Annotated in this window: 19 protein-coding genes and 1 pseudogene; 11 read left to right on the top strand and 9 right to left on the bottom strand. The window is 74.1% G+C overall.

All coding sequences use genetic code 11. From position 1 onward, the window contains the following. Nucleotides 1-55 precede the first annotated feature (55 nt). A complete protein-coding gene (locus ABZ934_RS12370) occupies nt 56-415 on the bottom strand; it encodes a YciI family protein (RefSeq protein ID WP_361311953.1) in 360 nt (119 codons plus the stop codon). 220 nt (nt 416-635) lie between these two features. Between ABZ934_RS12370 and ABZ934_RS12375 the strand changes: the two genes are divergently transcribed. Continuing rightward, entirely contained in the window at nt 636-1,013 is a 378-nt protein-coding gene (locus tag ABZ934_RS12375; RefSeq protein WP_361311955.1) for a hypothetical protein, read from the top strand. A gap of 138 nt (nt 1,014-1,151) precedes the next feature. On the opposite strand, the gene ABZ934_RS12380 is transcribed toward ABZ934_RS12375, so the two are convergent. Continuing rightward, nucleotides 1,152-1,421: a hypothetical protein gene (locus tag ABZ934_RS12380; protein WP_361311957.1), complete on the bottom strand. Its 270-nt coding sequence runs from the start codon at nt 1,419-1,421 to the stop codon at nt 1,152-1,154. 142 nt (nt 1,422-1,563) lie between these two features. Here ABZ934_RS12380 and ABZ934_RS12385 point away from each other — a divergent pair, with 142 nt between their 5' ends. The 3 genes from ABZ934_RS12385 to ABZ934_RS12395 all read left to right on the top strand — a co-directional run bounded on the left by ABZ934_RS12385 (nt 1,564) and on the right by ABZ934_RS12395 (nt 3,420). Continuing rightward, nucleotides 1,564-1,902: a thioredoxin family protein gene (locus tag ABZ934_RS12385; RefSeq protein ID WP_361311959.1), complete on the top strand. Its 339-nt coding sequence runs from the start codon at nt 1,564-1,566 to the stop codon at nt 1,900-1,902. 130 nt (nt 1,903-2,032) lie between these two features. Beyond that, nucleotides 2,033-3,220 (top strand): cytochrome P450, encoded by a 1,188-nt coding sequence (locus ABZ934_RS12390; RefSeq protein WP_361311960.1) that lies wholly within the window; start codon nt 2,033-2,035, stop codon nt 3,218-3,220. 5 nt (nt 3,221-3,225) lie between these two features. Next, the gene (locus tag ABZ934_RS12395) at nt 3,226-3,420 is read left to right on the top strand and encodes a ferredoxin (RefSeq protein ID WP_361311962.1); all 195 of its coding nucleotides are present in this window, start codon (nt 3,226-3,228) and stop codon (nt 3,418-3,420) included. A gap of 66 nt (nt 3,421-3,486) precedes the next feature. Here ABZ934_RS12395 and ABZ934_RS12400 read toward each other — a convergent pair whose 3' ends face one another. Then, nucleotides 3,487-4,500 (bottom strand): BtrH N-terminal domain-containing protein, encoded by a 1,014-nt coding sequence (locus ABZ934_RS12400; protein WP_361311964.1) that lies wholly within the window; start codon nt 4,498-4,500, stop codon nt 3,487-3,489. Between the two features lie 125 nt (nt 4,501-4,625). Then, the gene (locus ABZ934_RS12405) at nt 4,626-4,832 is read right to left on the bottom strand and encodes a cold-shock protein (protein ID WP_081524690.1); all 207 of its coding nucleotides are present in this window, start codon (nt 4,830-4,832) and stop codon (nt 4,626-4,628) included. Between the two features lie 465 nt (nt 4,833-5,297). Between ABZ934_RS12405 and ABZ934_RS12410 the strand changes: the two genes are divergently transcribed. Beyond that, nucleotides 5,298-6,674, top strand: a complete 1,377-nt coding sequence (locus tag ABZ934_RS12410; protein WP_361312191.1) for a DEAD/DEAH box helicase — start codon at nt 5,298-5,300, stop codon at nt 6,672-6,674. Nucleotides 6,675-6,693: 19 nt separating this feature from the next. On the opposite strand, the gene ABZ934_RS12415 is transcribed toward ABZ934_RS12410, so the two are convergent. The 4 genes from ABZ934_RS12415 to ABZ934_RS12430 form a co-directional block, all read right to left on the bottom strand. Then, nucleotides 6,694-7,626: a class I SAM-dependent methyltransferase gene (locus tag ABZ934_RS12415; protein WP_361311966.1), complete on the bottom strand. Its 933-nt coding sequence runs from the start codon at nt 7,624-7,626 to the stop codon at nt 6,694-6,696. A 199-nt stretch (nt 7,627-7,825) separates the two neighbouring features. Next, nucleotides 7,826-8,323, bottom strand: a complete 498-nt coding sequence (locus ABZ934_RS12420; protein WP_361311968.1) for a hypothetical protein — start codon at nt 8,321-8,323, stop codon at nt 7,826-7,828. Nucleotides 8,324-8,431: 108 nt separating this feature from the next. Next, complete coding sequence (locus tag ABZ934_RS12425; protein WP_361311969.1) at nt 8,432-8,962, bottom strand: SRPBCC family protein; 531 nt, start codon at nt 8,960-8,962, stop codon at nt 8,432-8,434. A 96-nt stretch (nt 8,963-9,058) separates the two neighbouring features. Continuing rightward, complete coding sequence (locus tag ABZ934_RS12430; RefSeq protein WP_361311971.1) at nt 9,059-10,150, bottom strand: NUDIX domain-containing protein; 1,092 nt, start codon at nt 10,148-10,150, stop codon at nt 9,059-9,061. An 843-nt stretch (nt 10,151-10,993) separates the two neighbouring features. Between ABZ934_RS12430 and ABZ934_RS12435 the strand changes: the two genes are divergently transcribed. The 3 genes and pseudogenes from ABZ934_RS12435 to ABZ934_RS12445 all read left to right on the top strand — a co-directional run. After that, nucleotides 10,994-11,764 (top strand): DUF2625 domain-containing protein, encoded by a 771-nt coding sequence (locus ABZ934_RS12435; RefSeq protein WP_361311973.1) that lies wholly within the window; start codon nt 10,994-10,996, stop codon nt 11,762-11,764. A 39-nt stretch (nt 11,765-11,803) separates the two neighbouring features. Next, entirely contained in the window at nt 11,804-12,769 is a 966-nt protein-coding gene (pip, locus tag ABZ934_RS12440) for a prolyl aminopeptidase (protein ID WP_361311975.1), read from the top strand. A 371-nt stretch (nt 12,770-13,140) separates the two neighbouring features. Then, nucleotides 13,141-13,404: pseudogene (locus tag ABZ934_RS12445) on the top strand (response regulator transcription factor); the annotation flags it as partial. Nucleotides 13,405-13,416: 12 nt separating this feature from the next. Here ABZ934_RS12445 and ABZ934_RS12450 read toward each other — a convergent pair. Further along, a complete protein-coding gene (locus tag ABZ934_RS12450) occupies nt 13,417-14,373 on the bottom strand; it encodes a WYL domain-containing protein (RefSeq protein ID WP_361311976.1) in 957 nt (318 codons plus the stop codon). A 102-nt stretch (nt 14,374-14,475) separates the two neighbouring features. Here ABZ934_RS12450 and ABZ934_RS12455 point away from each other — a divergent pair, with 102 nt between their 5' ends. The 3 genes from ABZ934_RS12455 (at nt 14,476) to ABZ934_RS12465 (ending at nt 19,980) form a co-directional block, all read left to right on the top strand. Further along, the gene (locus tag ABZ934_RS12455; RefSeq protein ID WP_361311977.1) at nt 14,476-15,096 is read left to right on the top strand and encodes a TIGR03086 family metal-binding protein; all 621 of its coding nucleotides are present in this window, start codon (nt 14,476-14,478) and stop codon (nt 15,094-15,096) included. A 115-nt stretch (nt 15,097-15,211) separates the two neighbouring features. Then, nucleotides 15,212-17,098, top strand: a complete 1,887-nt coding sequence (locus ABZ934_RS12460; protein ID WP_361311978.1) for an RNA ligase family protein — start codon at nt 15,212-15,214, stop codon at nt 17,096-17,098. Next, nucleotides 17,098-19,980: a poly(A) polymerase gene (locus ABZ934_RS12465; RefSeq protein ID WP_361311979.1), complete on the top strand. Its 2,883-nt coding sequence runs from the start codon at nt 17,098-17,100 to the stop codon at nt 19,978-19,980. Before ABZ934_RS12460 ends, ABZ934_RS12465 begins: the two co-directional genes overlap by 1 nt. The last annotated feature ends 15 nt before the right edge of the window (nt 19,981-19,995 follow it).

Consider the following 19,995-nt stretch of genomic DNA (forward strand, 5'->3'; position numbering starts at 1 on the left):
CCCATCAGAGCAGCCGTGACGAGGCGGGGCAAACACGGCTCGACCCGTGGCGGGATCAGCCCTCCGCGATCTGCCGGAGTTCGGCGCCCACGGTCCAGTGCTCGGGGTGGACCTCCAGGAACCGCTTGGTCCACTCCAGGGCCTCGGCCTTGTCCTTGGCCTGGAGGATGGCGTAGCCGCCGACGACCTCCTTGGTCTCGGTGAAGGGGCCGTCTGTGTAGCTGAGCTTGCCTCCGGACCAGGTGACGCGGGTCCCCTCGGAGGTCGGGAGCAGCCCGGCGGTGTCCAGCATCACTCCCGCCTTGGTGATCTCCTCCAGCAGGGCGCCCATCCGCTGCTCGAAGTCCGGCGGGAAGGCTGTGTCCGCGGGGAGGCTCTGCTCGTCGATGCGGATCAGGGAAAGGAAGCGCGGCATGGTGACTCCTCGGTCGGTTCGGCGGGGCTTTCCCGCCTTTCACTCCTGTGTCGAACGGGAGACGTCCGGATCGACAGCTCCCGGGAAAGTTCTTCGGATTCTTTCCGGGCCGCCCGGGCAGTTCCCCATCACAGCCGCTTCCTACCGGCGAGTAGGATCGCGGGGCCGCCCTCCCGCCCCTCAGCTCCACCGCCCTCCGTCCCCCTCCGAGAGGAACCTCATGCCGCGCATTCCCTCCTCGCCCGTGCTGCTCGCCGGCCTGCTGGCGACCGCGGCGGTGGCGCACGCGGTCGCGCCCAAGCAGTTCGACGCGATCGTCCCGCGCTCCCTGCCCGGCACCCCCCGCCAGTGGACGTACGCGAGCGGTGTGGCGGAACTCGCCCTCGCCGCCGGGGTCGCCCATCCGCGCACCCGTCGGGTGGCGGCGCTCGCCACGGCGGCGTTCTTCGTCGGCGTCTTCCCGGCCAACGTCAAGATGGCGGTCGACGCCCGCCGCGGCGCCCCCGCCCGACGGGCCGTGACCCTGGCCAGGCTGCCGCTCCAGGTGCCACTGGTGCTCTGGGCGCGCAAGGTCGGCCGGAGTGCCACGGCCGTCTGACGTCCGGCGCATCCGATCCGGCCCCCGCGGCGGAAGTGCCGCGCAGAGCCCCCGGTCACACGTCGGCGGACCGGGGGCTCGCCCCACGCCCCGCGCCCCCTCCCCCTCCACCCCTTGCCACATCTCAGGGGCCCCACCTCAGGGGCCGTCCCCCGACCAGTCCCAGTGCCTCGGGTCCGCCGCCCGGCGCCGGTAGTGGGCGCGGCCGCCCGCCCCGTAGCGGCCTATCTCCGTGGGGAGGCGGGCCTCTTCGGCCAGTTGGGGCCCGCTCCAGCCGGTGACGTCGAGCAGGAGACCGTCGAGCGGGCCGCCCACGAGCTCGCCGTAGACATGGCCGGGGCGCGGTCCCGGGTCGGGGTCGTCGTGGTCGGCGCCGTAGACCCGGCGCCGCAGCATCCTGTCGTCCATGGGTCCAGGCTGCCGGCCACCACTGACAACGGGCCGCCCCACCGGGGGGATGATGAGGGGCGCGGACCGCCACGAGGAGCCGACCGCGCGGGACACACCGGGACACGGCGGCAGACGCCGGGACGCACAGGGAGCAGCACGCATGGCACGTCGGGTACACCAGCCGCTGGAGGACCAGGAGTTCGATTTCATCCTGGACATGTCCCCGGGGCCGGTTCTCGCCTACTTCACGGGCACCTGGCCCAAGGCCGTGGCGGCGTGCCGGGCCATGGACGTACTGGTCGGCGAGCTGGCGCAGGAGTACGGGACGCGTCTGACCGCCGTACGGACCGACATCACCCGCTGTCCGGGCCCGACCAGGCGTTACGGCGTGACGGGCGCGCCGACCACGGTCCTCGTCAAGGACGGCGAGGCCGTGGCGACCCACGCCGGCCCGATGACCCGCGACGAGTTCCGGGCGTTCCTCGAAGCCCACCTCTGACCCGGCCCGACGGGCCGCTGGGCCCTTCGAGGGACTTGCGCCCGGTCTGGCCGAAAGTGGCATAGGTGAGATAGGTGCCTGGGGCATGTAATGGAGCCGGCAAGACGGACCATCGCTCGCGAGGTGCTGCATGACCGAAACCGTTGCCTTTCCTCAGGACCGAACCTGTCCCTACCACCCTCCGGCGGCCTACGCGCCCTTGCGGGAAACCCGGCCGCTCTCCCGCGTCACCCTCTTCGACGGCCGCTCGGTGTGGGTGGTCACCGGCCACGCCGAGGCGCGAGCCCTGCTCTCCGACAGCCGGCTCTCCTCCGACCGCCGGAACGCCGCCTTCCCCGCCACCACCAAGCGCTTCAAGGGGCTGACAACCCGCCGGACCGCCCTGCTCGGCGTCGACGACCCCGAACACAACGTCCAGCGCCGCATGTTGATCCCGAGTTTCTCCGTCAAGCGCATCGCCGCCCTGCGCCCGCACATCCAGCGGACGGTGGACCGGCTGCTCGACGAGATGACCGCCCAGGGTTCACCGGCGGAGCTGGTCGGCGCCTTCGCCCTGCCCGTGCCGTCCATGGTGATCTGCGCCCTGCTGGGGGTCCCGTACGAGGACCACGAGTTCTTCGAGGCCCAGTCGAGGCGGCTGCTGCGGGGGCCGGAACTCGCCGACGTGGAGGACGCCCGCCGCAACCTCGACGGCTACCTGGGCGAGCTGATCGCGCGCAAGCGCACCGACCCGGGCGACGGGCTGCTGGACGAGCTCATCGCGCAGCGCCTGGAGACCGGCCAGACCGATGTCGAGGAGCTGGTCGCCCTGGCGGTCATCCTGCTCATCGCGGGACACGAGACCACGGCGAACATGATCTCGCTGGGTACCTTCACCCTGCTGCGCCACCCGGAGCAGCTGGCCGAGTTGCGCGCGGACCCCTCGCTGATGTCGGAGGCGGTGGAGGAACTGATGCGGTTCCTGTCGATCGCCGACGGCATGCTGAGGGTGGCGACGCGGGACATCGAGATCGGTGGGGTCACCATCGGCGCCGACGACGGGGTGGTGTTCTCCACGTCCGTCATCAACCGCGACGAGTCGGTCTTCGCGGACCCCGACTCCCTGGACTGGCACCGCCCGCCCCGCCATCACCTGGCGTTCGGCTTCGGCATCCACCAGTGCCTGGGCCAGAACCTGGCCCGTGCCGAGATGGAGATCGCGCTCGGCTCGCTCTTCGCCCGGCTCCCCGGGTTGCGGCTGGCGGCCGAACCGGAGCTGATTCCCTTCAAGCCCGGCGACACGATCCAGGGCATGATCGAACTCCCCGTGGCATGGTGAGGCGTATGCGGATCTCCATCGACCAAGGCGTCTGCATCGGCGCCGGACAGTGCGCGCTGACCGCGCCCGAGGTGTTCACCCAGGACGACGAAGGCTTCAGCGAGCTGCTGCCGGGCCGCGAGGACGGCCACGGCAGCCCGCTGGTGCGCGAGGCCGCCCGCGCCTGCCCTGTCGCGGCCATCTCCGTGGAGGATGCCTGACGGGGCGCGCGGGTCGTGCCGGACGACGGCCCGGCGCGGCGTCGCGCCGCTCCACCGGGCAGCGGCCTACGGAGCGGTCGTCTGCTTGGCGAGGACCTCGACGGCGTCGCGTTCGAGCGCGGCGCAGCGGTCCACCAGTTCGGCGCAGGCGTCGAACAGGGTGCGACGCTCCGCCGCGCCGGCTTCCGGCGCGGCGGAGCGGGTCAAGGCGGCGAGTTCCGACCAGTACCGGCCCGATTCCCGGAAGAGCCCGGCCGCCTCGGGTCGGCCGGCGAGGTCGAGGAAGTCGGCGTAGAGCGGCCGGGTGGCTCCGGGCGCGGTCCACTCCTCCTCCAGGGAGGCGCACAGCCGCCGGGTGGCGGTGCGGAAGGCTGCCGGTGAGGCGCCGAACCGCTGCTCCCAGCCCGCGGCGGTCTCGGCGTCGCGCAGGTCCGCGGCGAGTCGGTCCATGCCCGAGAAGCCGAAGTTCACGTCGAACTCGTTGCCGAGCACCGGTCCGGTCAGGCGGGTGACGGTGGCGGCGACGGCCCCGTCGACGTCCGGTTCCGCCTCGGCCGGCCCCGTGGGCACGACCAGCTGGTGGCGGGCCGTGGGGTGGGCGCTCCAGGCCGCGCCGAACTCCTCGCGGTCGATCCGGTACGGCGCCGCGGCGCCGTCCTCGACGAAGAGGTCGTCGCCCTCGTACCCGGCGATGACCACGGTGTACGCGTCGGCGCCAGGCATGGGGGCCACCGCTTCGTGCCAGGGCAGCGAGGCACGGTCGACGACACAGAAGACGGGCTGCCCCTCGTCGAGCGCGGCGCGGACCCGGCCCCAGCGGGGTTTGGTGCTGCGGGTGGCGTCGTAGGGGACGTGCAGCCGGCCGAGGGCGACCTGCACCCACGGCTCGGGGTGGGCCTGGGCGACGATGGTGGCGACCGGCGGACGCTGCGGGTACTCGAAGACGAAGTACATGAAGCCGATACCGCCCGCGAGCCCCGCGACCAGCGCCTCGTCGTGGGAGTTGCCGAGCGCGTGGCGGATCAGCGAGCTCTCGCGGTGGCGTCCGGTACCGAATTCTTCGTACAACAGCACAGTCATGCGCTCAGCGTAGTCGCGCGCGGGGCCCCGGCCGCCCGGCCCGGGTGATCGGCCGTGGACGGCGTGGGCCCCGCCGGATGGTGCTTCCGGCGGGGCCCACGGACGGCTCGGCTCGTGAAGCGGGGTCAGCCGATGGGGACCACCTGCTCCGCCTGCGGGCCCTTGGGGCCCTGGGTCACGTCGTACTCGACCTTCGCGCCCTCCGCCAGCTCCTTGAAGCCGGTGGTCTGGATCGCGGAGAAGTGCACGAACACATCAGGACCGCCGTCGTCCTGCTGGATGAACCCGAACCCCTTCTCCGAGTTGAACCACTTCACGATGCCAGTTGCCATGGGTACTGATCCTTCTCAACGTGCCTCTCGGGCCGCATACGCGGCCGTCTCGATAGTGCCCAACCGCCCCGCGCGCCACACCCCAGGCGCGGCCAACCGGGGTCGTTCGAACATCTGGTCGCCTTGTCGGTGGTAGGAGTGATCACTCCCTCCGGCGGAGGCCCTCACCCCGCGACTGGTAAAATGGGCGGGAAACTTGATGCGCGGGCCGCTCTCGCCCGGTGCGGACGTGTACGACGAGCCGGGGCCCGTACCGAGGGGTACGGGCCCCGGCTCGTTGCCGTCCGGTGACGCCGCCGCGCGCACTCGCTCTCGTCACAGACTCCTCACGGAAGGTTCTGCATGAAGAACCCGTCAGCTCACGGGCGTTTCGGCGTCAAGGCCGGAGCCAAGGCAGGCGGCAAGCCGGGCGCCAAGGGCGCCGGCAAGGCCCCTCGGACCCTCGGACCGCAGGGCGAGTTCGCCATGCCCAAGACGGTCTCGCCCGCGCTGGCGCCGGTGGCGTCGTTCGCGGAGCTCACCCTGCCCGTCGAGCTGGTGAAGACGATGGCCGACCAGGGGGTGCGCGAGCCGTTCCCGATCCAGGCCGCCACGCTGCCGAACTCGCTCGCGGGCCGCGACATCCTCGGCCGCGGTCGGACGGGCTCCGGCAAGACCCTCGCCTTCGGGCTGGCCCTGCTGGCCCGTACGGCGGGGCAGCAGGCAGACCCCAAGCGTCCGCTGGCCCTGGTCCTCGTACCGACCCGTGAACTGGCGCAGCAGGTGACCGAGGCGTTGGACCCGTACGCGAGGGCCCTGAAGCTGCGGTTGGCGACGGTCGTCGGCGGTCTCTCGATCGGCCGGCAGTCGGGCGCGCTGCGTACCGGCGTCGAGGTCGTGGTGGCCACCCCGGGACGGCTGAGCGACCTCGTGGGTCGGCGTGACGTCCACCTGGAGCGGGTGCGGATCACGGTCCTCGACGAGGCCGACCAGATGTGCGACATGGGGTTCATGCCGCAGGTCACGGAGATCCTGGACCAGGTGCACCACGCGGGTCAGCGGATGCTGTTCTCCGCCACCCTGGACCGCAACGTTGACCAGTTGGTGCGCCGCTACCTGAAGGACCCGGTCTCCCATTCGGTGGACCCGCAGTCCGCCTCGGTGGGGACGATGGACCACCACGTGCTGCACATCCACGCGGCGGACAAGATCTCGGCGGCGACGGAGATCGCCGCGCGGGAGAATCGGGTGCTGATGTTCCTGGACACCAAGCACGGCGTCGACCAGTTCGTGAAGCACCTGCGGGCCATGGGCGTACGCGCGGAGGGCCTGCACAGCGGGAAGTCGCAGCCCCAGCGCACCCGGACGCTCGGGCAGTTCAAGGACGGCCTCGTCAACGTGCTGGTCGCGACGAACGTCGCGGCCCGCGGCATCCACATCGACGACCTCGACCTCGTCGTCAACGTGGACCCGCCGGCCGACAGCAAGGACTACCTGCACCGCGGCGGCCGCACGGCCCGGGCCGGCGAGTCCGGCAAGGTGGTCACGCTCGTCACTCCGAACCAGCGGCGCGACATCGTCCGACTGATGGCCGACGCCAAGATCCGGCCGACCATCACGCAGGTCCGCTCCGGCGAGGCGGCGCTCAGCCGGATCACCGGCGCCAAGGCCCCGTCCGGCGTCCCGCTGGCCGGCTCGGCGCCGACGGACGCCAAGGGCCGGCCGAGCGGCTCGGACCTCGGCTTCCGGGGCATCGGGACCCGCCCGGGCCGGCCCGGCAAGGGCAAGGAGTCCCGTAAGACCATCGAGGCCCGGCAGGCCGCCGAGGCCCGCCGCGCGGCGCGGGTGCGCAAGGGCATCTGACGCCGCGCGGTGGCCTCGCTCAGCGGCGGCGGCGCCGTGCGGCCACGATCGCCCGGGTGACGACCGGCGGGAGCAGGTCCTTGGCCAGTTTGCGCCAGCGGGCCGTGGGCCTGCGGACTCCGGCGGGGGCGGCCGCCGCCACGGGCGGCGCCTCCTCGGCCGGCCGCAACGGCTTCGGCGGGGCGAGCGGGACCACGCCTTCGTCGCCGATCCGCACGAGCGGACCGCCGGCCACGATGTCGACGCCGTGCCACAGGTCGGAGCGGCCCTCCAGCCAGCCGAGCAGCGCGGCCTGGTGGGGCGCTGGGTCGCCCCAGGTGGCGTAGAGCTTCGACGCCGATACGGCGATCACCCGCAGGCCCTCGGTGACGACGGCGGCCCACACCGCCGCGGCGACGCCGGGACAGTGGGCGGAGCGGTAGTCGTCGAAGACGACCACCGCGTCCGGGGCGGCCACCAGCCGGGAGGACGCGATGTCCTGCACGACGTGTTCGTAGAGGTGCGAGGCGTCGATGTGGATGAAGCGGCAGCTCTTGGCGCGCACCCGGTCGGCGACCACGGAGGTCGGGGCCTGGATGAGGGTGGGCAGCTTCTCGTGGAAGGCGAGGTAGTTGGTCTCGAAGCCGCGCCGGGTGAGCGTGGGGTACGAGTCCCGCACCTCGCTGAGGTTGTCGTCGTCCGGCGGGGGCGAGTCGAAGAGGTCGCAGACGGTGAACTCCTCACCGTCGCGGAGGTATCCGGCCAGGAAGATCGCGCTCTTCCCCATGAACGCGCCGAGCTCCAGGAGGTCGCCCGAGGAGGCGGCGTCACTGTTCTGCCGGGTCAGGAACCAGTCGAAGAGCACCTGATCATAGGCGGAGAACCACCCCTTGACCTCGCTGAAATCGCGGGGGGTGGGCGGAGTGGGCTCGGCCTCCGAAGTGCTGACGGGAGCCTGTGAAAGGTGCGACACGGAGAGTCATCCTCCAGCGGAATGGCATGGTCCAACGCTGATACCCGGCCAGGTGAGCCGACCTTAAGCCCCCGAACGCGCGTGTGACGAGGCCTCGGTGAGAGAGCGTCCGCAATCCGTGCCCCGGGCGCGCCGATACATGCTTTACATTCCAGTATGTCCGGTTCGCTCCACCGCTGCCCGGACGGCCCGTCCTCGCTCAGACGCCGGCGCGTCCGCGCAGCCGCCGGGCGGCGGCGGCGCGGACCCGGTGGGTACGGGCGGAAGCGGCGAGCACACCGAGCGCCTCGTACGAGGACGACGTCTGGGCCGCCGTGCGCTGGCACCAGTCGGAGGCGGCGGTGAGGTCCGCCGCGGACCAGGGCTCGTCGGCGGCTATGGCTTTGAGCAAGGTCCATTCGCGCAGCCGCCGGGACGCGAACGGCCGGCCGTGGAGCGCCGTCTCCATGGCCCGGGCCCAGGCGGGGAACCCCGCGTCGGCGAGCAGGCGTACGGCCCGCCGGTCCAGGTGCGTGACGACGGCGCTCTCGGCCATCACCGGGTCCGGGTCCCGCAGGACCACGGCGACCGCCGCGGCCTCGGCCGCTTCGCCGGACGCGGCCGCGAGCGCCACGATGTGGCGGGCGTAGCGCCACCGCTCCGGCGGCTCCTGCGCCCCGCTCCCCGCGCGGCGTATCTCGTGCTCACTGCTCCCCATGCCCCCATTCCACACGACGCGGGCGACCGTGCGCCGCCCAGGGGTGCGGGGCCGGGTCCCCGGCCCGCGCTCGCCCGCGCGGGGACGCACGGGGGCCGAGGTGCCCGGTCAGCGTTCGTAGGTCTCGTGGCCGCCGCTGCCCTGTTCGCCCTCGTGGCCGGGTTCGGGCAGCGGGGCGCCGGTTTCCAGCAGGGTCTTGAGGCTGGAGGCGAGGAGCGGCCAGGCCCGCGAGCACATCCCGATGAGGGTGCCGCCGGGTTCGAACCCGTCGTGGATGACGGTCAGTCGGGCGAGCGTGTCACCGACCGGCTCGATCTCGTACGTGACCTTCGTGCGCCGCTCGCGGGCCAGCTCGGCGCGCAGCTCCTCGCCGATGCCCACCGAGGCGGCCCACTGCGGCGTGAAGGTGTGCCAGGTGTAGGACAGCCTGCGGTTCGGGACGCATTCGAGCACCACCTGGGCCGGGTCGCCGGTGCGGGCTCCGCGTTCGATCCAGTCCATGCGCGAGCCCACCGCCCAGTCGGTCTCGAAGCTCACGCCCCAGTAGCGGCGCGTGAGGGCGGGCTCCGTCAGCGCCTGCCAGACGCGGTCGGGGTCGGCCTGGATGTAGACGGTGTAGGTGATCGCGCTGTCGCTCATGGGCTCCATGCTGCGGGACCGCGCCCCGCGTGACCAGGATTTGCGGACGCGGCGGCGCCCCGGCCCCCTCGGCGCCCTTTCGCCTCGTTCGCCCCGTCACCAGCGCGCGCCCTCGCGGGGCAGTTCGGTGGGCGGGACACGGGGTGGGGCGGGGAGCGAGAGCTGCGCGCGGGCGGCGTGGACGGCCGCCAGTTCGGCCCGGCCGGCGGCGCCCCAGTCGCTGAGCTCGCGGACCTGTTCGGGGGTGGCGAGCAGCCGCGCGTACGCGGGGTCGCGGTGCGCGGACACTGCCGTGAGACGGGCGACGGTACGGGCGTGCGCGCCCTGGTCGGCGTACCGGTACCCGAGCGGGACGGCCCCGGCGGTGGGTTCGGCGTTCGGGGGCGGCAGGTGCGCGGCGCCCGTCGCGCGGGCGATCAGCAGCAGCACCCGACCGTCAGGGGCGAACAGCCATCCGGAGCGGTGCCGTACCGGCAACCCGGCGGGTACCGGGCCGGGATGCCAGGCGCCGCGCGCGGGGGTGCGGCGGGTGCGCAGCACGCCGAGCCGGTCGAGGGCGGTGGGGGCGATCGGCCGGCCGTCCTCCAGCAGCACGGGGCCGGCGCCGGCGATCCTGGCGCGCAGGGCGGAGAGGGTCCGGCGGGCGTCGCCCGCGTCCATCAGGGCCGGCAGGTCGGCGGGCTCGGCGAAGTCGATGCCGGTGATCTCCTGGGCCGGGAGACGGACGGTCCCGATCCGGTCGGGGGTCCAGGTGCCGCCGTCGTAGACGTACAGGATCTCTCCGGGGAAGCGCATCTCGGGCGGGAACCCGGGGGTGTGGGCGGGGATCCAGTCGACGGCGAGCCCGCGCGGGTAGTGGCCGTCGACGCCGAGCTCCTCACGCACCTCGCGGGCGGCCGCGGCGGACGGCGACTCGCCCGCGTCGACGGCGCCGCCGGGCAGCAGCCGGTCGGGCCGGTAGTCGACCGTCTGGACGAGTACGCGGCCGTCGGGGTCGGTGACGAGGACCACCGCCCCGGTCCAGAGCGCGGCGCGCGAGGCGCCGTATTCGGCCGGGGTCATCCAGGTGCCGGCCTGAACGGTCTGCCGCCTGCCGGCCTGGCCGCCGGCTTGCCCGCCCGACTGGCCGTTCGACTGCCCGGTGGCCTGCCCGGCGGCCTGGCCGGTGTCATCGGTCAGCTCGGGCATGGGGACTCCGTTTCGCCGTGGGGGGACCCGCCGGCTGTGCAACAGCGCCCGCCGACGTCCGGTTACGGCGCACCGCGCGGATACGGAATCGTCTGCGCCACTTTGCCGCGCCGATACCTCCTTATGGCCGGATTATGTCGATCTTGCTAGCTTCCCTGATGCGGACAGGCGGCCTGAAAACCGCCCGTCCGACCACGTGACCGGCCAGTGGGGGCGCAGCCGGGTGTGAGGAACGCCGACGGTGGGACGACCGTCGGCGGACGGCGCGGCCGGCTTCCGCCAAGGCGCAGCGGACCGAGCGTCTCGGGCGGCTCGGGCGGCTCGGCCATCGATGCGAAGGGTCCGGCCCGTCGCCGCGTCGATCACCGTGCTGCCGCCCAAGGCCGTACGGAGCGCGAGACTCACCGGCTCCAGCCTGATGTCGGCCGGGCAGACCTTCACCGGGCCTCTCCCGCATGCGGACCGACAGCGCCAAGGTGACCGACGTACCCGACACACTGCCGTCGAGCCGCCCCTCCTGACACCCCCCCGACGGGCATCACGGTGGTGAGCGTCCGCCCGTCCTCCCACAGTCGCACCGCCCGCCGGGTCGCGGAGGAGGGAACGGAGACCGGGCCGTCCGCCACCCCGGGCACCGTCCCGCAGGCAGCCAGGGCGAGTCCACCGGCGAGGACGGCGGCCATACGGGCACGGGCACGGGTACGTGACGGTCGGGACATGGCACTCGGACGCGTCGACGGCGCTCCCGGTTCCCCATGCCGGAAGGCTGCGCCGGGTTCGTGCCGTCCGGGGCTTTCCGGCCCCGGGCGGAGGGAGTTCGGCCGGCGCTGCGAGGATGTGCGGATGCGAGGACTGACGGAGCTGGTCGATGTGGACGACCCGGCCTGGCCGCCGCTGCTGGAGGCGTTCGCCGCCAGTGAGACGCCGATCGAGGTCCTGCCGGGCGACACCGAGCAAGGAGGTGCCTGCCTGGTCCAGCTACAGGTGAGCGCCCGCTCGTACCTCGGGGCGATGGCCCTGCATTCCGGCGGGATCATCGTCGACGGGGGGTGGCTGCGCGTGTTCGGCGGTGTGGCGGGAACACCCGCCGCCGGGCTGCCGAGCCTCGGTCAGGTCAACCGCTTTCCCCGCGACGTCGACCCCGCGTGGCGGCCGACCCACGGCCTGGTCGTGGCGCACGACGCCCTCGGCGGGGTCTTCGCCCTCAACGGGCATGACTCCGCCGACGCCGGCCGTCCCGGCGCTCCCGGACAGATGGTCTACTTCGCGCCGGATTCCCTGGGGTGGGAATCCTTGGAGGTGGGCTACGGGACGTGGTTGACCTGGCTGTTGTCGGACCGGCTGGAGCAGTTCTACGAGGGGCTTCGTTGGCCCGGTTGGCAGGGTGAGGCATCCCGGTTGACCTCGGACCGTGGAATCTCCGTCTTCCCGCCCCTCTGGTCGAAGGAGGCCCACGCGGATCTCGCGGCCACGAGTCGGAGACCGGTCCGCATGGCGGAACTCCTCGGCGTGAGCCGGGACTTCTGTGCCCAGATGGGACTGCCCGACCCGGGGTTCCTCGGATCCGTCGAGCGGCCGCCGGCCTCCGCACGGGCCGCCCGCGGCGTAATGTGACGGCGCTGTGGTGCGCGGATGTGAAGGGGGGGACCGGTCTTGGCTGAGCTCTACCCGGCGATCGAGCCGTACGACACGGGGATGCTCGATGTCGGTGACGGCAACCTCGTGTACTGGGAGGTCTGTGGCAACCCGGCGGGGAAGCCGGCGCTCGTCGTGCACGGCGGCCCGGGATCGGGCTGTGACCCCGGCGCGCGACAGTACTTCGACCCGGAGCGGTACCGCGTGGTGCTGTTCGACCAACGGAACTGCGGCCGCAGCGCACCGCACGTGAGCGACCCCGGCACGGACCTGCGGTACAACACCACGGCGCACCTGATCGCCGACATGGAGCGGCTCCGGAACCACCTGGGCATCGACCGGTGGCTCCTGCACGGCTGGTCGTGGGGCTCCACGCTGCTTCTGGCCTACGCCGAACGACACCCGCGGCGGGTGACGGAGATCGTCGTTTCCGGCGTCACCACCACCCGGCGCTCGGAGATCGACTGGCTCTACCGAGGCGTCGGCCGGTTCTTCCCCGAGCAATGGGAGTGCTTCCTCGCCGGCGTCCCGGGCACACCGCGCGACGGCGACATCGTCGGAGCCTACGCACGCCTCATGGAGCACCCCGACGACGCGGTCCGCGCCGAGGCCGCGGCCCGGTGGTGTGCCTGGGAGGACGCTGTTCTGTCCGGCGAGACGAAGGGCACGTCCCGCCCGTACGGGGATCGTGCCCCGTCCGCCCGCCTGGCGCTGGTGCGCATCTGCTCCCACTACTTCTCCCACGGGGCATGGCTGGAGGAAGGGGCGCTGCTGCGCGATGCCGACCGTCTGGCCGGCATCCCCGGCGTCCTCGTCCACGGCCGACTCGACATGGCGGGACCGCTCGACACCGCGTGGGAGCTCTCCCGCGCCTGGCGCGACGCGGAGCTGAACGTCGTGGAGGACGCGGGTCATCTGGGGAGTACGACGACCCGCGACCACGTACTCGGAGCTCTCGACCGCTTCGCCGCCGACTCCGCCTGACCACGGACCGCCCTACGGGGCCCCGGCCCGGCCCCGGCCCCGCCGCCGGGTCCTCACGCCGGGTTCGTCGGCCCCCGCTTGTCCTCGACGTGGACGACTTGGAGTTCGGTGCCGTCCCGATGGCGCTTGGCGCGTCCGAACAGTCCGACGGCGATCTCCGTTCACGCCGCGGGGCGCCGACACGGGGCGCGATCGACGCAGCCTTCCTCTCGACGACGGTGCGGCCACGGCCGTTGGGGCCGGGGAAGCCCGGGGCCGCCCGGCCGGTCATGGGGCCGCGGGCGGCAATCGCTGCGCCGACTTCGCCCGCGGGCGTACGTCCCCGGGCCGATGTCGTGCGTACGGCGGCCGGCTAGTCTCACCGCATGGATCGGCTGATCGCGGAGTTCGCCGGGCGCCCCGCCGCCCCGGAGCGCTCACCGCGACCGGTCGAGGGCATCACCGAGCGGGAACGGGAAGTCCTGACCCTGATCGGGCGCGGCCGGTCGAACACCGAGATAGCGGAGGACCTGTTCATCACGGTCGCCACCGCCAAGTCCCACGTGTCACGCCTGCTCGCCAAGCTGGCCGCCCGGGACCGCGTCCAACTCGTCATCACGGCCTACGAGATGGGTCTGGTCACGCCGCCCCGCTGAGGCGGGCGGTGGTCAGGCGGAGGCGTCGGACGCGTACAGCGCCGTCAGTTCGGCGCCGATCCCGGCCAGTGTCCGGCGCAGCTCCGGCGGTTCCAGGACCTCGATCCACGCCCCGAACCCCGAGAGCTGGGCGGCCAGGGCGCGCAGGGCCGGTCCGTCGATGTGGCACTCCGTCCAGCCGTCGGCCGTCGGCTCGCCGACCCTGACCCGGCCACGGAGCAGCCGTTCCAGGCGGGCCAGCGCCTCGGGGGCGACGCGGGCGCGGGCCGTGACCGCGAACATGCCGCTCTCGATCACCTCCGCTCGTTCACGCCACACGGAGGCGAGGTCGAAGTCCGGTGGCCGGACCACCGGTTCACCGGTGGGCTCCACCGACGTGACCCGGCCGAGCCGGAAAGTCCGCAGTCCCGCCTCGGTGCCCGCGACGAGGTAGTCCGCCCCCGCCTTGGCGACGAGCCCGAGGGGGTCGACCACCCGCACGCCCGGCGGCTTGCCGACCCCCGCGTACCCGAGCCGGACCCGCTTCCCCTCCACCACGGCGCTCTGGAGCAGCGCGCGATGGCCCGCCTGCGCGGTGGGGGCGTTGCGGGACCAGTCCGTGTCGTCGGTGACGCCGGCGCGGGCGGCGGCCTCGGCGTCGGATCGCAGCTCCGGTGGGAGGGCGCGTACCAGCTTGCGCAAGGTGGTGCGTAGTTCCGGGGTGGCCGCGAGCGGCCCGGTGAGCAGGAACAGCGCCCGGATCTCGGCGGCGGTCAGGCCGGTGAGGTTGGTGCGCGCCCCGCCGACCAGGGACCAACCGCCGCCCCGGCCGCGTTGCGAGTAGACGGGGATGCCGGAGGCGGCCAGGGCCTCCAGGTCGCGGCGGGCGGTGCGCTGGGACACCTCCAGTTCGGCTGCGACTTCGGGCACGGTGACCCGGCCGCGCTCCTGTAGGAACAGCAGGGTCGCCACCAGACGGTCAGCCCTCATGCCCGCTCCCTCCACACGGCTCACTGCCTCCGGTGGGCACCGGAGCAGAACGGCCCGGAAAACTGGCCGGAAGATGGCCACTTTAGCCGCAAGGATGAATGCATGAACGAGAACACCGCGCAGCTCGCGGCACCGCAGGCCCCTTCCGCTCCTGCCTTCGACCCCCGCCGGGACCTCTCGACGGCCGTCGCCCTCGCCGGACGTACCCTCGCCGCAGTCCGTCCCGACCAGTACGACTCCCCCACTCCCTGCGAGGAGTTCGATGTCCGGCGGTTGTCGAGCCACCTCGTCGCCGTGGTACGTCGGATCGCCGTGATCGGGCGGGGCGAGGACCCGTTCAGCGTGCCGTCCTTCGCCGACGAGCTGCCGGACGGCGCCTGGGCGGCGGCCTGGGCACCGGCCGCCGCCGAGGCGGAGGCCGTGTGGGCGGACGAGGGCATCCTCGACCGGGAGCTGCTGTTGCCGGTCGGGCCCAAGCCCGGAGCGGTCGGCGCGCTGATCTACACCAATGAGCTCACCGTGCACGCCTGGGACTTGGCGCAAGCGACCGGGCAGCGCCCGGTATGGGACACGGCTCTGGTGGAGCGGGTGCTGGAGGTCGTACGCCGGTCCCTGCCCGCCGGCACGCGCGGCGGCCGAGTGCCCTTCGGTGAGGTCGTCACGGTGACCGACGACGCCCCCGCCATCGACCGGCTGGTGGCGTGGGCGGGCCGCCGACCGTAGGCCCTGTCCTGCTTCGACGACAGGGCCCGGCCCCGCCGCTCCGGATATCGGGTGGATTCACGCCCGCCGCCTACCTAGAGTGACGGTGGAGGACGTCGTCGAGCAGGAGCGGATCATGCGCACGCATTACCCCCGTACGGCGCACCTGCCCTGGTCCCCCGGGGCGACCCCTGACGACGTGCGGGTCTCCGGTCCGGTCGCGTTGGCCGGGCGGGAGGTCGTCGTCACGGAGAAGCTCGACGGCGAGAACACCACCCTCTACCGGGACGGGCTGCACGCGCGCTCCCTCGATTCGGGACACCACCCCTCCCGGGCCTGGGTGAAGGGTCTCCAGGGCCGCATCGGCCCGGGGATACCGGCGGGTCGTCGGGTGTGCGGGGAGAACCTGTACGCCCGGCACTCCCTCCCGTACGAGGACCTGGACAGCTGGTTCTACGGGTTCTCGGTGTGGGACGGGGACCACTGCCTGGACTGGGACCGGACCGTGCGCTTCCTGAGGGACCTGGGCGTCCCCACCCCGCGCGTGCTGTGGCGGGGCGTCTACGACGAGCGCGCGCTGCGCAAGTTGCGGATCGACACCGCGCGGCAGGAAGGGTACGTCGTACGGACGGTCGACGGTTTCGCGCGGGCCGACTTCGGGCGGTGCGTGGCCAAGTGGGTGCGCGGCGGCCACGTACGGACCGACACGCACTGGATGTACGCGCCCGTGGTGCCGAACGGGCTGGGGCCGGTCGCCCCGCTGTGGGCGGTCCGGTCGGGGTCCGAGCCGGACCCGGCGGCCCTCCTGGGTGCGCTCGGCATGGATCGGGGGCCGGTGCCCGACAACGCCGAAAACGCCGCGCCGACCGCCGTGGCGGCCGTGGCCCAGGCGGTAGCCGAGGCGGTCGCCGACGTGGCCGCCCGGCTGGACGGGCTGGGGCGGACCGGCGAGAGCCGGCTGACCGGGGTGCTCGCCGCCGCGCTGCACGGCGTGCCGCGGGCCCGGCTGGGCGCGCGCCTGGCGGCGGGGCCGCTCGGGATGCCCGCGGCCCGGCGGGTGGCGGACCTGGTCGGGCTGTATCCGACGCTGCGCCGGCCGTTCCCCGACGCCGAGCGACGGGCCGGCCTGGTGCGCCTGGCGGAGGCCGCCGACCTGGGCGTCCTGCACGCGCTGGCCGGGGCCCTGGGGGACACCGATGACACGGCGGGGCAGGACTGCGTGGAGTGGTCGGCCTTGTACGCGGAGGAGGCCGGGTTGCTGGGGCCGGACCCGCTGGGGCCGTTGCGCGTGGGGTTGCGGGAGGCGTTGGCCGGACTCGGGCAGCGCGCCGCCGACCGCTGTTGGGCGCAGGCCCGGGAGGCGTTCGGGCAGGGCAGGGTGCGCACCGCCGAGGAGGCGGTCGCCGCGACGTGGCGCCGGCGCGACGGCGCCTTCCCGCACCTTCTGCAGTTGTGCGGGCCCTCGGGCAGCGGGAAGAGCACCTTCGCCGGGAGCCTGACCGGGGTGGAGGCGTACGTCAGTCTCGACGATCTGCGCACCGCCCGGGGTTCCCGCTCCGATCAGCGGGCCAACGCCGACGTGCTGCGCGAGGGCCTGAACCGGCTCGACACCGCTCTGGCGGCCGCCGCGCGCTCCGGCGGGACGGTGGTGTGGGACGCCACCTCCCTCACCGGGCAGCAGCGGGGCCTGGCCGGCGCGGTCGCGCGCCGCCGCGACGCGCTGGTCACGCACGCCGTGGTGTGGGTCGAGGAGGCGGAACTGGTGCGGCGCAACCGGTCGCGGGCGCATCCCGTACCGGAGGGGGTACTGGCCTCGCAGGTGCGCCGGTTCGCGCCGCCGTACCCGGGCGAGGCGCACCTGACCTGGTACGTCGGCGCCGACGGGACGGTCGCGGACACCGCCGGGTCCATCGGCCCGGTCGGTGCGGACCTACCCGCGGCGGGCACGGACAAGGCGGATGCGGAGAAGGCGGATACGGGGAACCACGCGGCGCACGCCGCCACACCGGGTGAGGTCGGCTGATGCGCACCAGCGAGGAGCTCTACCACCAGGTCCGCTGGGACCCCCGCTTCGACCCGGCTCGGTTCACGCTCGGGCTGCTCCAGCGCGGAGCCGCCCCCAAGCGGGTGCCGCTGCCGTCCTTCGTGCCGGGCGGCGACATCCCCTGGCACCGGGTGCTGTTCGTCGAGGCGGACGGCGAGCTGGTGTGGGACCGGGCCACCGGTGTGGACCGGATCGACGTGACGCGGGCCGGGCGGGTGCGTGACCCCCGGCTGCTGCGGGCGCCGTTCTTCACCGCCCGTACCCCGCACGCCTGGGACCCGGCCGACGGCGGCGGTTGGCGGCCGGTGGACCCGCCCGGCACCGGGGAGTCGACCGGGCCGGAGCGGGTGCGGCTGCTCACCTGGAACACGCTGTGGGACCGCTACGACGCCCCGCGCATCGCGACCGCCCGGCGCAGGCCGCTGTTGCTGGCCGATCTGGCCGCGGCCGACGCGGACGTGATCGCGCTCCAGGAGGTCGAACCCGCCCTGCTCGTCCTGCTGCTGGCGCAGCCGTGGGTGCGTGCCGGCTACACCCTGGGCACCGACCCGGGGTGCGCCGATGTGGCCGAGAGCGGACTGCTGCTGCTGAGCCGCCTGCCGGTGCGCGAGGCGGCCCTGCATGTGCTGGGTCCACACAAGGCGGTCACCGCGGTGAGCGTCGACACGGCGGGCGGCCCGCTCGTAGTGGCCGCGACCCACCTGACCAGCGACCACACCGAGCACGGCGCGGACCGGCGCGCGGCCGAACTCGCGCGGCTGGCGGAGGGGCTGGGCGGCGTGGCGGCGGCGCTGGCCCTGGTCGGCGACTTCAACGACGGCCGGTCCGGGGCCGAGGGACCGGCGGCCGCGCTGGGGTTGCGGGACGCGTGGAACGACGTGCGCGGGCCGGAGGACGACACCCCCACCTTCGACCCGGTGGTCAATCCGCTGGCGGCGGTGGGTTCCCTGTCGGGGCGTGCGGCCCGGCTGGACCGCATTCTGCTGCGGTCGGCGGGCGCGCGGGTACGCGAGGCCGCGCTGCGGGGCGATTCCCCCACCGCCGAGGGGCTGTTCCTCTCCGACCACTATGGGGTCGAGGCCACGGTCGAGTTCGGGGCGGAGGGCGCCGGCGGCTCCCTCGACGTCCCGGCGACCGCGCGGACGGCGGTGGCCTGGCTGCCGCCGCCCGACCCCGCGGTGGACGCGCTGCGGCGGGAGCACGACCCGGGGGCCGACCGCTGGCCGGCGCACGTGAACCTGCTGTTCGGCTTCGTACCGGAGTCCTCCTTCGAGCAGGCGCTGCCGGTGCTGGCCGAAGTCGCGGCGAAGACCGCCCCGTTCACGGCCCGGCTGGCCGGGGTGCACAGTTTCGGGCACCGCGAGGACGCCACCCTGTGGCTGGATCCGGCGGCCGACGGTGACGCGGTCTGGCAGGAACTGCGGCGGGCGCTCGTGGAACGCTTCCCCGGGTGTCCGGGGCGGGGCGCGGCCGAGCGGGGGTTCACCCCGCACCTGACGCTGGGGCGCAGCCGCGATCCGCAGGAGGCGGTCCGCGCGTTCGGGGCCCGGCTTCCGGACAGGGGCTCGGCGGCGCGGGTCGGATCGCTCGCGGTGCTGTCGCGGCGCGGGGACGAGCCGATGCGGGCGCGGGCGACCGTCGAGTTGGGGACGGGGGCGGTGCGGTGGCTTCCCGAGGAGGCTCCGCCGCCACAGGACGCGGAGACCCCCGGGCGGGACGTCGCCGGGCGGGACAGAGCCGAAGCGGTCGCCGCCCGGGTCGCGGCGGCGCTCGCCGACGGGATGGTGCACCTGGCCGGATCGCGGCGCATGGGCTGTGAGCTGCCGGGAGCGGACCTGGACCTGGTGGCGGCGCTGCCGGGCGAGGTGAGCCCCGAGCGGCTGCGGGAGCGGATCGCGGCGGCGCTGCCGGAGGCCCGTCGGCTCCGGCTGGTCACGGGGGCGCGGGTGCCGGGGCTGCGGTTCCGGATCGGCGGCCTGGACGTGGACCTGGTGGCCGTCGGCACGGGCGGAACGGCCCCGGCCCGGGCGGTGTCCCGGCGGGCCGGGCTGGGCCAGGCCGCGGCGGTGGCGCTCAGCGCGGTGAGTGACGCCGACGCGGTACGGGACGTCGTGGGCACGCGATCCGAGGCCTCCACGGCGTTCGCGGGGCTGGCGCGCGAGGTGAAAGCCTGGGCGCGGTCCCGTGGCCTGGACTCGGCGCCGTTCGGCGGCCTGCCGGGGCTCGCCTGGGCGGTCCTGGCGGCGCGCACGGTGGCGGAGGCCACGGACCTGGCCCCCGCCGCCCTGCTGCGGGAGTTCTTCGCCACGTGGGCGGCATGGGACTGGCGCGTCCCGGTCAGCCTGAGCACGCCGAACGGCCCCGACGACGCCGCCGAGGACACCGGCGCGGCGGTCACGGTGCTCACGCCGTCCTACCCCGTACGCGGCTGCACGGCCGACGTGGGCGCCGGGATGCGGGACCTGCTGGCGCGCGAGCTGTACGCCACGTGGGAGGAGTTGGAGGCCGACCCCGGTCGCGTCTCCCCCGCCGCCGCCACCCCGCCGCACCGGCGGCACGCGGCGTGGGCGGTGGTCACCGTACGGGGCGCGGGGTCCGGGGAGTTCGAGGAGAACCTGGGTCGGATGCGGGGCCGGATGGGCGCCCTGCTCGGGGGGCTCGTGGACGCCGGAATGCCCGACGCCCACGCCTGGCCCCGCCCGTTCGAGCGCGGCGACACCCTGGCCCGGTACGCGATCGGCCTCGGGACCGCCCCGCCCGACGCGACCGGGCTCGCCGCCCTGGCCGCGCCTTGGGCCCGGGGGCTGCGGGGCGTCGAGGTCACCTGGGCCGAGTGCGGGGCGGTGCCCTCGCTCACCTGACCCACGCGGGTCGTG

This window comes from Streptomyces sp. NPDC046557 (assembly GCF_040645975.1).
GTDB lineage: Bacteria > Actinomycetota > Actinomycetes > Streptomycetales > Streptomycetaceae > Streptomyces.

Excerpts from the sequence above, each read along its gene's own strand:
- ABZ934_RS12390 (WP_361311960.1), top strand. The coding sequence starts at position 2,033 with ATGACCGAAACCGTTGCCTTTCCTCAGGACCGAACCTGTCCCTACCAC.
- ABZ934_RS12400 (WP_361311964.1), bottom strand. The coding sequence starts at position 4,500 with ATGACTGTGCTGTTGTACGAAGAATTCGGTACCGGACGCCACCGCGAG.
- ABZ934_RS12370 (WP_361311953.1), bottom strand. The coding sequence starts at position 415 with ATGCCGCGCTTCCTTTCCCTGATCCGCATCGACGAGCAGAGCCTCCCC.
- ABZ934_RS12425 (WP_361311969.1), bottom strand. The coding sequence starts at position 8,962 with ATGAGCGACAGCGCGATCACCTACACCGTCTACATCCAGGCCGACCCC.
- ABZ934_RS12460 (WP_361311978.1), top strand. The coding sequence starts at position 15,212 with ATGCGCACGCATTACCCCCGTACGGCGCACCTGCCCTGGTCCCCCGGG.
- ABZ934_RS12375 (WP_361311955.1), top strand. The coding sequence starts at position 636 with ATGCCGCGCATTCCCTCCTCGCCCGTGCTGCTCGCCGGCCTGCTGGCG.
- ABZ934_RS12405 (WP_081524690.1), bottom strand. The coding sequence starts at position 4,832 with ATGGCAACTGGCATCGTGAAGTGGTTCAACTCGGAGAAGGGGTTCGGG.
- ABZ934_RS12420 (WP_361311968.1), bottom strand. The coding sequence starts at position 8,323 with ATGGGGAGCAGTGAGCACGAGATACGCCGCGCGGGGAGCGGGGCGCAG.
- ABZ934_RS12455 (WP_361311977.1), top strand. The coding sequence starts at position 14,476 with ATGAACGAGAACACCGCGCAGCTCGCGGCACCGCAGGCCCCTTCCGCT.
- ABZ934_RS12385 (WP_361311959.1), top strand. The coding sequence starts at position 1,564 with ATGGCACGTCGGGTACACCAGCCGCTGGAGGACCAGGAGTTCGATTTC.
- ABZ934_RS12410 (WP_361312191.1), top strand. The coding sequence starts at position 5,298 with ATGCCCAAGACGGTCTCGCCCGCGCTGGCGCCGGTGGCGTCGTTCGCG.
- ABZ934_RS12430 (WP_361311971.1), bottom strand. The coding sequence starts at position 10,150 with ATGCCCGAGCTGACCGATGACACCGGCCAGGCCGCCGGGCAGGCCACC.
- ABZ934_RS12380 (WP_361311957.1), bottom strand. The coding sequence starts at position 1,421 with ATGGACGACAGGATGCTGCGGCGCCGGGTCTACGGCGCCGACCACGAC.
- ABZ934_RS12450 (WP_361311976.1), bottom strand. The coding sequence starts at position 14,373 with ATGAGGGCTGACCGTCTGGTGGCGACCCTGCTGTTCCTACAGGAGCGC.
- ABZ934_RS12435 (WP_361311973.1), top strand. The coding sequence starts at position 10,994 with ATGCGAGGACTGACGGAGCTGGTCGATGTGGACGACCCGGCCTGGCCG.
- ABZ934_RS12465 (WP_361311979.1), top strand. The coding sequence starts at position 17,098 with ATGCGCACCAGCGAGGAGCTCTACCACCAGGTCCGCTGGGACCCCCGC.
- ABZ934_RS12395 (WP_361311962.1), top strand. The coding sequence starts at position 3,226 with ATGCGGATCTCCATCGACCAAGGCGTCTGCATCGGCGCCGGACAGTGC.